This window comes from Actinotalea sp. (assembly GCF_041597215.1).
In the GTDB taxonomy this organism is placed as follows: domain Bacteria; phylum Actinomycetota; class Actinomycetes; order Actinomycetales; family Cellulomonadaceae; genus Actinotalea.
This window is the reverse complement of the sequence record NZ_JBFHHB010000092.1, coordinates 1-11,593: the sequence shown is the minus strand read 5'-3', so window position 1 is coordinate 11,593 and position 11,593 is coordinate 1. Positions and strand designations below refer to the sequence as shown.

Below are 11,593 nucleotides of genomic sequence, written 5' to 3'. Positions count from 1 at the left end.
GCACCGGCTGCCCGGGGTCCCTCACCTCCACGGCTCGACCCGGCGGGTCACCGACCGTTGCGGATCGATCCCCCTGCGCAGGGCGCGCCCACCCGCCGATGCCCTGACCTGCGAGGACGTCGTGCCGAACCGATCCGCTCTCCGCCGCCTGCACGGGCACGACAGCCCTGGACGGGTGACCTCGCGACGACCAGCCGGGGCCGGTCCGACCGGCACTCCCGCCCGCGTGGGCCGCCACACCCCCGGCCGCAGGGACGCCGGCGGGTGCCTCGCTCACCGGTGCCGGTGCCACCACGGGCCCGTCGTGGCACCGGCACCGGGGCGCGACACGCCATCGGCGCCGTTCCCCCTCCGGTCGAGGCGGCCGTGACCCGAAGTTATGCTCGCCCGACCCGATGGAGATCCACGAGGATCGGCTCGAGCCGACGAGGGAGGAAGCCCCCGGATGCCCGACCGGCCGCGTGGCGAGCACCCCTCGACCTTCGTCCTGACGGACCCCACCGAGCCGGATCCCGCGTTCGACCGGATCGCCCGGGTGGTCCAGCGCCAGCTCGGCGTGCCGGTCGCACTGGTGAGCATCGTCGAGCAGGACCGGCAGGCCTTTCCCGGCCTGGCCGGGCTCGGCGGCTGGGCGGGCGAGGCCCGGCAGACGCCGCTCAGCCACTCCTTCTGCCAGCACGTCGTGCGGCGCAGGGGACCGCTCCTGGTCCGTGACGCCCGCCGGGACCCGCTGGTGAGCGCGAACGCGGCGGTCGACGACCTCGGGGTCGCCGCCTACCTGGGCATCCCGATCACCGGTCCGGGAGACGTCGTCCTCGGCTCCCTGTGCGCGATCGACACCGTCCCGCGCGACTGGTCGGAGGCGGAGGTCGTGGCCATGGAGGACCTCGCGGCGATGTGCAGCGTCGAGCTGTCCTCCCGGGGGCCGGCACCCACGACCCCGCCCCGCACGGTCCGGCGCCGGGACCACCAGCAGCTCCGCGCGATGGTGGACTCGCTTCCGGCGATGGTCGGCTACTGGGACCGCGACCTGCGGAACGTCGTCGCGAACCAGGCCTATGTCGGCTGGTTCGGGCGGACGCCGGCGGAGATCGCCGGCAGCCACATCCGGGACCTGCTGGGCGAGGAGATGTTCCGCCTGCACGAACCGCACATGAGGGGTGCCCTCGCCGGCGAGCGCCAGGACTTCAGCCGCAAGGTCGCCGAGCCGGGCGGACGCCAGCGACACCTCCAGGCGACGTACGTACCGGACCGCGACGTCGCAGGGGAGGTCGTCGGCTTCTTCGTCCACGTCTTCGACGTCTCCGAGCTCACCGAGGCGCTGCACTTCCAGGACGCGGTCCTCGCGGCCAGCCCTGACCTGATCTACGTCATCGACCTCGCCTCGGGGAAGATCACCTGGGTGTCGGGCTCGCTCGCGGAGAACCTCGGCTACGCCCACGACCCCGTCCAGCAGGGCAGCGCCCAGGACTACGCGGCCTACCTGCACCCGGACGACCTCGACGCCATCGCGGAGGCGAACGCCGCGGCCCGCGCACTCGCCGACGGCGAGACCATCCGGCTCAGGCTCCGGGCACGTCATGCCGACGGCTCGTACCGGTGGCTCCTGCGGCGCACCACCCCGTTCGAGCGCGACGCCGACGGCCAGGTCAGCAAGGTCCTCGGGGTCACGCGCGACGTCCACGAGAGCGTCGAGCTGACCGAGCGCCTCGAGGCCGCCGCCGTGCACGACGACCTCACGGGCCTGCCGAACCGGCGGTTGCTGACCGACCGACTCGTCCTCGCCCTCAGCCGCCAGGCGCACTCGGGACGCGCCGTCCCCGTCCTGTACTGCGATCTCGACGGGTTCAAGAGGGTCAACGACACCGGTGGACACCGGGCGGGCGACTCCGTGCTGCGTACCACGGCTCGACGGATCAGGTCTCTGCTGCGCCCGGAGGACACGGTCGCGAGGGTGGGCGGGGACGAGTTCGTCGTCGTGCTCGAACCCACGCTCCGCGACCCGGCGACGCCGACCGGGACGGACACCGACCTGATCGCCGCCCAGGAGGTCGCCGCACGGATCGGCCGACTCGTCGCCGAACCCGTCGAGGCCGACCACCGGGAGCACTTCGTCACGGTGAGCGTGGGCATCGCACTCGCCCAGGCGGGCGAGAACCCCGAGCAGGTCCTGCGCAACGCCGATGCCGCCATGTACCAGGCGAAGGCGCACGGCAAGGCCCGCACCGAGGTCTTCGACCGGGCGCTGCGCGACGACGCACTCGACCGCGCCCACGTCGAGTCCGTCCTGCGGAGCGCGCTGCGCGTCACGGCCGCGCTCGCGACACCGCACGCCGCGGACATCCCCGCGTCGGCCGAGCCGACGTTCTGGGTCGAGTACCAGCCCGTGTACGACCTCGACACGCACACCCTTGCCGGGGCGGAGGCGCTCGCTCGGCTCATGGACGGGTCGGGACGGATCATCCCTCCCGACCAGTTCATCCCCGTCGCGGAGGAGACCGGCCTGATCGGCCGGCTCGGCCGGCGGGTGCTCGACACCGCCTGCCGTGACCTCGCCTCCTGGCACGCCGCCCTCCCCGCCCGTTCCGATCTGCGCATCGCCGTGAACGTCAGCGCCCGGCAGGCGGCGCACGAGGACCTGCTCAGCGACGTCGAGTCAGCGCTCGCCCGGCACGAGGTGCCACCCGGCTGCCTGACGCTCGAGCTGACCGAGAGTGTCCTGCTCGAGGCGGGTCGCTCCACCATGGCGACGCTGACCAGCCTGCGCAGCAGAGGCGTGCGGATCTCGATCGACGACTTCGGCACCGGCTACGCGAGCCTGCGCTACCTCGCACAGCTCCCGGTGACCGGGGTGAAGGTCGATCGCTCCTTCATCGCAGGGATCCCGCAGGACCCGATGAGCGTGAGCATCGTCCGGGCGGTGCGCGGGCTCGCGAGGGACCTCGAGATCGAGTGCGTCGTGGAGGGCATCGAGACCGCCCTCCAGCTCGCGGCCGTCCCTGACGGCGTGCTGGGGCAGGGATACCTCCTCGGTCGGCCGATGCCCGCCGCGGACCTGCACGAGCTGATCGCGGCGTGCGCAGGGCGGCCGGGATCCCGTCGCGCCGCGCGACCCCTCAGCAACCGGTGACGGACGACGATGGGCTGAGGTGACCGTCGTCCCGCACGGACCGCCTGAAGGCGTCCGTCGTGTGCACGTCGGGCGACAACCGCTCTTCGACAGGGCCCGCACGGCGATCGGGTACGAGCTCCTGTTCCGGGCGCACGCCTCGGCGACGACCTCCGGCGCGGAGGCGGGTGTCGACCCGGGCGACGAGGGGACGACGGCCGTCATCCTCGCCACCTTCACCTCGTTCGGCCTGCGGGACCTCGTCGGCGACGGACTCGCCTTCGTCAACCTCACCCGGCCCTTCTTCGTCGACGACGCAGCGATCCCGTTCGCCCCGGACCGCACCGTCCTGGAGCTGCTGGAGACCGTCCCGATCGACCCGCAGGTCACCGCGGGCGTGCGCCGGCTCCGCGCGCAGGGGTTCTCGGTCGCGCTGGACGACTTCCTCTGGAACCAGGAGGACAGGATCCCCCTGCTGGAGGAGGTCACCCACGTCAAGGTCGACATCTCCCAGGTGACGCAGGGAGAGCTCGGCAGCACCGCGTCCCGGCTGCGCGAGCACGACGTGATCCTGGTCGCCGAGCGCATCGAGACGGCCGAGGAGCTCCGGGAGTGCACCGATCTGGGATTCCAGCTCTTCCAGGGCTACCACCTGCTGCGCCCAGAGACCGTCACCACGAGCGAGCTCGAGCCGAACCTCGTCACATGCCTGAGCCTGATGTCCCGGCTCCTGGATCCCGATCTCGCCCTCCGTGACCTCGAGGCGATCGTCTACCGCGACGCGGCCCTGACCGTCCGGGTGCTCCAGGCAGCGAACGCCGCGTCGAGCGGGGCCAACCGGCGGTTCCGCTCGGTCCGCGACGCCCTCGTCATGCTCGGGACCCAACGTCTGACGGCATGGGTGATGCTGCTGCTCGCCGCCGACGCCGGGACCTCCTCCGGCGCGCGCCTGAGCCATGCCGTCGTCCGCGCGCGCACCTGCGAGACCCTCGCGCGCACCTGGGGGGCGGCGCCGGAGGTCGCGTTCACGGCGGGGCTGGTGAGCCGGCTCGACGTGGTCCTGGGGCTACCCGCCGAGGTCGTGCTCGAGCGCCTCGCGCTGTCCGCCGAGCTGCGCGCTGCCGTCGTCGAGCACCAGGGGCCGACCGGTTCCCTGCTCGCGGCCGTGGAGGCGTACGAGGACGGCGTCCACGGGCTCGACGGTCACGAGGACGAGTCGTGCCGCAGGCTGGCGCAGGCGCACCTCGAGGCGATGGCCTGGGCCAACGAGACGGCCGGGAGGGCGTAGGTTCGCCGGGTGAGACCTGACGACCTCCCCTTGCTCCGGACCGCCTCGACACCCTGCCTCAGCCCGGACGGCACCGCCGTGGTCTTCGTGGTGAGCACACCGGACCCGTCGACCGACGCGTACCCGAGCCTGTTGTGGACCGCGCCCACCGACGGCAGCGCACCGCCGTCCGTCCTGACCAGAGGGGTGCGCGACACCTCCCCGGTGTGGTCGCCGGACGGGCGCTGGATCGCCTTCCTGCGCGCGGCGGCCAAGGGCCCCGCCCAGCTCTTCCTCGTCGAGGCCGGCGGCGGCGAGCCGGTGTGCCTGACCGACGCCCCCCTCGGCGTGAGCGACCCTCGCTTCTCCCCCGACTCGGCACGGATCGCCGTCACCGCACGGATGCCGGAGCCCGGCCGCTACGTGCGCGACGGGGAGCCCGCGGCCGAGGCGCCGCGACTCCTCACCTCCCCCGACCACCGGTCCGACGGCATCGGCGTCACCTCCGACCGCCCGCGCCGGGTCCAGGTCGTGCCGGTCCCCGAGTCGCTGGACCGCAGCGATCCACCCTCCGCCCTTCCCACACCACTGACGCTCGCCGTCGAGGGCGACCTGTACGGCCAACGCTGGATGCCCGACGGCCGCGCCCTCGTGGCGGTCGCCCAGCTCGCGGTCGGCGACCTGCGCCGTGACGCCGTGCTGCTGCCGGTGGACGACTCCCCCGCGACGCCGCTGAGGATCACCGACGCCGAGCAGGGATCCACGCTCGCCGTCGAGACGATCCTCCCGTCGCGGGACGGGGCGACGCTCTGGATGCTGGCCGGTGACCTCGGCGCCGACGGCAAGGACTTCGTGGCCGCTCTCACCGGGCTGTACTCCGTCGACCTGCTCACGGCCGGAGCCACTCCCGTGCGCCACACCGACCCCGAGCGGGTCGACCTCGTTCCCGGGGTGCTCGCCCAGACGGACGACGAGGTGCTCGTCGCGGAGCAGCGCCGCGGGGACGTCGTCCTGCTCGGCGTACCGGCGCGGGGGACGCAGGCTCCTCGCGTGCTCGTCGACCACCCCGCCGTCGTCTCCAGCGTGAGCGTGGGTGCGGGGACGGTCGCCGTGAGCGCCGGGCTCCCCGACTCGGCCGGCGAGATCCTCGTCGTCGACCTCGCCGGGGGCGAGCCCCGCAGCGTGACGGCGGTCGGTGCCGGCCTGCGCGAGGCCGGGCGCTTCCGCGAGCCCGTCGAGATCACCGGGACGGCACCCGACGGCTACCCCGTGCACGGCTGGGCCGTGCTCCCCGATCCCGTGCGGTACGGCCCGGGCCCGCACCCGACGATCCTGATGATCCACGGCGGGCCCTTCGCGCAGTACACGACGGCGCTGTTCGACGAGGTGCAGGTCCTGGCAGAGGCCGGCTACGTCGTGGTCTACGGCAACCCCCGCGGCTCGTCCGGCTACGGTTCCGCGCACGGCAGGGCGATCCGTCGGGCGATGGGAACGGTCGACGCCGACGACGTGCTGGCACTCCTGGACGCTGCTTCCGCGCGGCTGCCGATCGACCCCGCCCGGCTCGGTGTCATGGGTGGCTCGTACGGTGGGTACCTCAGCGCATGGCTCACCACCAGGACCGACCGCTTCACCGCAGCGATCGTGGAACGGGGCTTCCTCGACCCCGTGAGCTTCGTCGGCTCGAGCGACATCGGGTGGTTCTTCGGGCTGGAGTACGTGGGGGCGGGCGACGGGCCAGAGGACGCCGCCGCGATCGCCGCCCAGTCCCCGATGGCCCACGTCGCCCGCGTGCGCACCCCGACCCTCGTCGTGCACTCCGAGCAGGACTGGCGGTGCCCCGTGGAGCAGGGGCAGCGATGGTTCGTCGAGCTGTACCGACGCGGCGTGCCGACCGAGCTGCTCCTCTTCCCGGGCGAGGGGCACGAGCTCACGCGTTCCGGGCGCCCCCAGCACCGCGTCGCCCGGTTCGAGCACGTGCTGCGCTGGTGGGACAGGTACCTGCCGGTCGGCGGCTCCGCCTGACCTCACCCCCCGAGGACGGTGAGACCGACCAGGACGACGTTGAGCGCCACCACTGCTGCGACCACCGCCCAGGCAGCGGCACGCAACCACCCTCGTACGGCGAGGGAACCCATCAGGCCCCGATCGCTGCAGAGCCGGACGAGAGGGATCAGGGCGAACGGGATGCCGAGGCTGAGCAGCACCTGGCTGAGGACGAGCGACAGGGTCGGATCGGCGCCCCACGCGAGGAGCGCGAGCGCGGGGACGAGGGTGATCGCGCGCCGCAGCAGGAGCGGGACCCGGATCCTCAGCAGCCCCGCCATGATCGTCGCGCCGGCGTAGCAGCCGACGGAGGTCGAGGCGAGGCCGGAGGCGAGCAGTGCGATCCCGAAGGCCACGCCGACCACCGGACCGAGGGACGCGGTGATCGCTGCGTGCGCGCCCTCGAGCGTGTCGGTCCCCGCGACCCCGGCGAGGCTCGAGGCGGCGAGCAGCAGCATGGCGATGTTCACCGTGCCGGCGATGATCAGGCTCAGCACCACGTCCCAGCGGATCGCCCTCAACAGGTCACCGGAGGGCCGTGCGACCGTCGCACCCGGTGCCGTCGCCTGGACGTCGTACCGGTCACGCACCAGGGCGGAGTGCACGTAGACCGCATGCGGCATGACCGTGGCACCGAGCATGCTCGCCGCGAGCACGACGGTCGGGGTGCCGGCGAACTGCGGGACGAGTCCGCCGGCGGCCGCTCCCCAGTCCGGCGCGTCGACGAAGAGCCCGCACAGGAAGCCGAGGGTGAGCACGGCCAGCAGGCCCATGACCACGCGCTCGAAGGGCCGTTGCCCTCGCCTCGACTGCACGGCGAGAAGCGCCATCGAGACGGTGCCGACGATGACCCCGCCGAGGAGCAACGGCGTCCCGAAGAGGATCGACAGGGCCAGTGCGCCGCCGACGACCTCCGCAAGGTCCGTCGCCGCCGCGACGATCTCGGCCTGGAGCCAGAAGGCCCGGCGTGGCCCTGTCCTCAGCCGGCCGCCGAGGAGCTGCGGAAGGCTCTGCCCCGTGACGAGGCCGAGCCTGGCCGACAGGTACTGCACGAGCACCGCCATGGCGTTCGAGACGACGAGCACCCACAGGAGCAGGTAGCCGTACTGCGCACCCGCCGTCATGTTCGCGGCGACGTTCCCCGGATCGACGTAGGCCACGGCGGCGACGAAAGCGGGGCCGAGGAGCCTGGGCAGCCTGCTCCACCCCGCGGACGGGCGCTGCCCTGCCCGGAGGCCGGAGGCGGGGCCCGTGGGCGGCGCGCTCACCGGCCGGCCACTCCCCTCGGTCTCCGCACGGGGCAAAGGTAGCCGCACGGCGACGCCCTCGCGTCCCGCGTCCGGCTCCTGCGCACCGTCCGCGCGGTTGACACGGCCCTCGCCGTGGGTTTCCATTGCCCAGGGCTCGTCGAGCCCGATCGACCGACAGGAGGTGGGCGCCATGAAGCTGGACGTGTCGGCGCCCTGCATGTCGGGGACCTGTACCTACGGGGCCTGTCGCTGAGACCTCGCGTCTCGCGCACGTCCCGTCCACACCTCCCCGCACTGCCCCCTGTCGGAAAGCCGGTCCATGACCTACGCCCTCGCCTCCCTGCTGCTCGCCACCGTGATCGGGCTGCTCCTGCGCGCCCGTGACGGACGCTTCCGCAGCACGACCGCACGCCAGGACTCCCCGCTCGCCACCTGGGCGGAGGGGACCCGCGCCACCTTCGTGCAGTTCTCCGCGGAGAGCTGCTCGGTGTGCCCCCGGTCCCTCGAGGTGCTGCGTTCGGTCGCTGCCGCGACCCCGGGTGTCGAGGTGGCCGAGCTCCGGGCCGAGGAGCACATGGATCTCGTGCGGCTGCTCGACGTGCGCCGCAGCCCCACCGTCTTCCTCCTGGACGCCGAGGGGACCGTCCGGACCAGGAGCTCCGGCGCGATGAACCGGGAGCTCGCACGCGCAGCCCTCGCCGAGCTCGACGAGAGGACCGACCATGTCCACGCCTGAGCCCACCCGCTCCAGCGCGTCCGTACCCCGCCCGCGACCGGACGGCATCGACCCCAGGGGTCCGCGGTTCTCGGCAGGGCTCACCGCCGTCCTGCTGACCGTCGTGCTCTTCCTCGATCAGGGCACCCCAGCCCTCGTGCTCCTGCTCGTCGTCGTCGCCCTCTTCGTCAGCGGAGTCGTACGCGGGCCGGCCGGGTCCGTGACCGGGCTGGCCTTCCGCCGATGGGTGCAGCCGCGGCTGCGCCCGACCCGGGACCGTGAGGACCCCCGACCGCCGCGCTTCGCGCAGACGGTCGGTCTGGTCATCACGGGGACCGGCGCGCTGCTCGCGCTGATCGGCATCCCCGCCGCGATCCCCGTCGCCGCGTCGATCGCCCTGGTCGCCGCCTTCCTCAACGCCGCCTTCGGCTTCTGCCTCGGCTGCGAGATGTACCTGCTCGGCCGCCGCGTCCTGACCCGGGCGTGACCCGCGTGCTCAGTGCACCTCGACGGCGTCGACGGTCTCGACGGCCTCTCGACGGCGTGAGGCCCGCAGGCTGGTGAGCGTGACCGTCGTCAGCACGGCGACGATGACGCCGAGCGAGGCGAGGGTCGGGATCTCCGGGACGGCCGGCCACACGGTGTGCGCCCAGTGCAGCACGAGCTTCACGCCGATGACGCCCAGAATGATCGCCAGACCGTAGCCGAGGTGCACGAGCCGCGCGAGGGCTCCGTGGAGCACGAAGTAGAGCGCACGCAGCCCGAGCAGGGCGAAGGCGTTGGTCACGAAGACGAGGTACGGGTCCCCGGTGATGCCGTAGACCGCGGGGACCGAGTCGACCGCGAAGACGATGTCCGTGGCGAGGATCGCGACGACGACGAGACCGAAGGGGGTCAGCGCGCGTCTCGCGCCCAGACGCACGCTCAGCCGCGTGCCGTGGTACGCGTCGGTCACCGGGACGAAGCGGCGGACCAACCGGACCGAGCGCATCGAGGTCGGGTCGATGACGTGCTGCGCCCCGCTGCGCTGGTCCCGGAGCAGCTTCACCCCGGTGGCGAGGAGGATCAGGCCGAACACGAGGAACGCAGCGGTGAAACGGCTGAGGGCGGCGGCACCGAGGGCGATGAAGATCCCGCGGAGCACGAGCGCCCCGAGGACCCCGATGAGCAGGGCGCGTTGCTGAAGGGCCACCGGGACGGCGAAGGCCGCGAGCAGGAGCATGAAGACGAACAGGTTGTCGATGGAGAGCGTCTTCTCCACGAGGTACCCCGTGAGGTACTCGATCCCGGTCTGCGAGCCCCAGCGGGTCCAGACGTAGACGCCGAAGGCGAGCGGGATCGCGATGTAGACGGCGCTCCAGGTTCCTGCCTCGCGCAGCGACACCTCGTGCGGGCGGCGGGTGACGAGGAAGTCGACCGCGAGCAGGAGCACGAGGCCCACGATGGTCGCGGTCCACAAGCCGGGCGAGCCGACCGTGGTGGTGGGGTCGACGGCGGCGATCGAGAGCACAGTTCTCCTCGGAACAGATCCGAGGTCTCCTTCACCCGGCTGGGCCGGGCCACCGTCCGAGGTCACCGCGTGGCGCCGTACTGACCGGATCGATGTGGGCGAAGTACTCCCCTCGGGAAGGAAGGTAGACGACGGGCGGCCGACATGCACGCCGAGCCGCGCGCCGTCGGACCGGACACCACCCAGGAAGCTGCGCTACTCTATACCCCTGGGGGTATATGTCCCCACGCGACCAGCCGATCTCAAGGAGACCCGATGGCGACCGTCAACCTCACCGAGGACACCTTCGAGCCCACCATCCAGGGCGACGGGATCGTCCTGGTCGACTACTGGGCTGCCTGGTGCGGCCCGTGCCGTCGCTTCGGCCCGGTGTTCGAGGCCGCCTCGGAGGCCCACCCCGACGTGACCTTCGCCAAGGTCGACACCGAGGCCGAGCAGGGGATCGCCGGGTCGTTGGGGATCACCTCGATCCCCACCTTGATGATCTTCCGTGACGGGATCCTGCTCTACGCCGAGCCGGGCGCGCTGCCCGCCTCCGCCCTGGAGGAGCTCATCGGCAAGGCCGAGGCCCTGGACATGGACGAGGTGCGGCGAGCGGTCGCGGCCCGGGAGAGCGAGAACGCGGGCTCGTGACAGGACCCGACCCCCTCGCCGATCGGGTCCTGGCAGCCGAACGCTCGGCCCACGACCAGCTGACCGCTGCCCTCTCCGGTGCACCCCTGTGCCGGGTCGACGGCACCGGGACCCGCTCGGCCAAGCACTGGGAAGGACGGTCGGCCGCCATGGCCGAGGTCCGCCGCGACCTGACGCGCGCCGCGCGGGCCGAGGCCGGCACGGACGAGCAGGCGATCATCCGGCGTCGCCTCGCCGAGTGGCAGGAGCGTGCGGCGACGAGCACCCTGATGTCCGGACCCGCCTGGACCGCGTACCTCCAGGGCGGGATCAGCGCTCTGACCGAGCTCGTCGACGAGGAGCCCGCACCGATCGTGGAGCACCGATGAGCGGAAGCACCCTGGCCCTCGATGCGGCGCCGCACCGGCGCGCCCTGCTCCTGGGCGTGGCCCTCTCCCCGGTCACCGTCGCGGGAGCCTGGTTCCTCGCGCGACCCAGCGGACTCATGGCGCTCACCCTCGTGCTGAGCACCGGACTGATGGCTGCCGGCGTGCTGGGCTCCTACGCCCCGGTCGGCTCCCGGCGCCCCACCCTGGGGTGCACCCCGTGCGCGGTCGCAGCGGTGGTCACCGTGCCCGCGGCGGGCCTCCTCCTCCTCTCCGGCAGGAACGACCCGTCACTCCTCGTGATCGCCTTCGGCGCAGTGGCCTTCGGCCTCGCCCAGCGCCTGCGCACCCCGACCGAGTGCCCCACCCGCTGACGATGCGCAGCAGACGACCGACGGGCGACGAGAAGGTACGGTGACCGACGTGTCGACAGGGCGGGGACGTGCGGCGGTCCTGCTGCGCGCGTCCGCCCTCACGTCCACCTCCCTGGCCCTCGCCGTCGGCGGGCACCTCCTCGGCGGCGGATCACCACCCGACGCCCGCCTGATCCTCGCCCTGGGCGCACTGGCCCTGCTCGCGGCGCGGCCCGTCGCCCGCACCACCCTCCGCCCATTCGAGCTCCTGCTGTGGGCCTCGGTCGTCCAGGTCGCCGTCCACCTCGCGCTCTCCTGGCTCTCCGGGGCAGGACCGACGAGCGT

Annotated in this window: 10 protein-coding genes and 1 pseudogene; 9 read left to right on the top strand and 2 right to left on the bottom strand. The window is 73.0% G+C overall.

Annotated features, from left to right (window positions below):
• Positions 1–445 precede the first annotated feature (445 nt).
• From ABWK99_RS08365 to ABWK99_RS08355, 3 genes are read left to right on the top strand one after another with little or no spacing between them, the layout of a single operon-like run.
• Entirely contained in the window at positions 446–3,130 is a 2,685-nt protein-coding gene (locus tag ABWK99_RS08365; protein ID WP_372594241.1) for an EAL domain-containing protein, read from the top strand.
• 19 nt (positions 3,131–3,149) lie between these two features.
• Positions 3,150–4,397, top strand: coding sequence for an EAL and HDOD domain-containing protein (locus tag ABWK99_RS08360; RefSeq protein WP_372594240.1), 1,248 nt, complete (start codon positions 3,150–3,152; stop codon positions 4,395–4,397).
• Positions 4,398–4,406: 9 nt separating this feature from the next.
• Positions 4,407–6,401, top strand: coding sequence for a prolyl oligopeptidase family serine peptidase (locus tag ABWK99_RS08355; protein WP_372594239.1), 1,995 nt, complete (start codon positions 4,407–4,409; stop codon positions 6,399–6,401).
• 2 nt (positions 6,402–6,403) lie between these two features.
• On the opposite strand, the gene ABWK99_RS08350 is transcribed toward ABWK99_RS08355, so the two are convergent.
• Positions 6,404–7,690, bottom strand: a complete 1,287-nt coding sequence (locus ABWK99_RS08350) for an Nramp family divalent metal transporter (protein ID WP_372594238.1) — start codon at positions 7,688–7,690, stop codon at positions 6,404–6,406.
• A 301-nt stretch (positions 7,691–7,991) separates the two neighbouring features.
• Between ABWK99_RS08350 and ABWK99_RS08345 the strand changes: the two genes are divergently transcribed.
• The gene (locus tag ABWK99_RS08345) at positions 7,992–8,408 is read left to right on the top strand and encodes a TlpA family protein disulfide reductase (RefSeq protein WP_372594237.1); all 417 of its coding nucleotides are present in this window, start codon (positions 7,992–7,994) and stop codon (positions 8,406–8,408) included.
• Positions 8,395–8,874 (top strand): DUF4395 domain-containing protein, encoded by a 480-nt coding sequence (locus tag ABWK99_RS08340; RefSeq protein WP_372594236.1) that lies wholly within the window; start codon positions 8,395–8,397, stop codon positions 8,872–8,874. The genes ABWK99_RS08345 and ABWK99_RS08340 overlap by 14 nt, the downstream gene beginning before the upstream one ends.
• A 9-nt stretch (positions 8,875–8,883) precedes the next feature.
• On the opposite strand, the gene ABWK99_RS08335 is transcribed toward ABWK99_RS08340, so the two are convergent.
• Positions 8,884–9,897, bottom strand: coding sequence for a TerC/Alx family metal homeostasis membrane protein (locus ABWK99_RS08335; protein ID WP_372594235.1), 1,014 nt, complete (start codon positions 9,895–9,897; stop codon positions 8,884–8,886).
• 255 nt (positions 9,898–10,152) lie between these two features.
• Between ABWK99_RS08335 and ABWK99_RS08330 the strand changes: the two genes are divergently transcribed.
• The 4 genes and pseudogenes from ABWK99_RS08330 to ABWK99_RS08315 form a co-directional block, all read left to right on the top strand.
• Positions 10,153–10,530, top strand: coding sequence for a thioredoxin family protein (locus ABWK99_RS08330; RefSeq protein WP_372594234.1), 378 nt, complete (start codon positions 10,153–10,155; stop codon positions 10,528–10,530).
• Positions 10,527–10,898, top strand: a complete 372-nt coding sequence (locus tag ABWK99_RS08325; RefSeq protein WP_372594233.1) for a hypothetical protein — start codon at positions 10,527–10,529, stop codon at positions 10,896–10,898. The genes ABWK99_RS08330 and ABWK99_RS08325 overlap by 4 nt, the downstream gene beginning before the upstream one ends.
• Positions 10,895–11,269, top strand: a complete 375-nt coding sequence (locus ABWK99_RS08320; protein WP_372594232.1) for a hypothetical protein — start codon at positions 10,895–10,897, stop codon at positions 11,267–11,269. Before ABWK99_RS08325 ends, ABWK99_RS08320 begins: the two co-directional genes overlap by 4 nt.
• 40 nt (positions 11,270–11,309) lie before the next feature.
• Positions 11,310–11,593: pseudogene (locus ABWK99_RS08315) on the top strand (hypothetical protein); the annotation flags it as partial.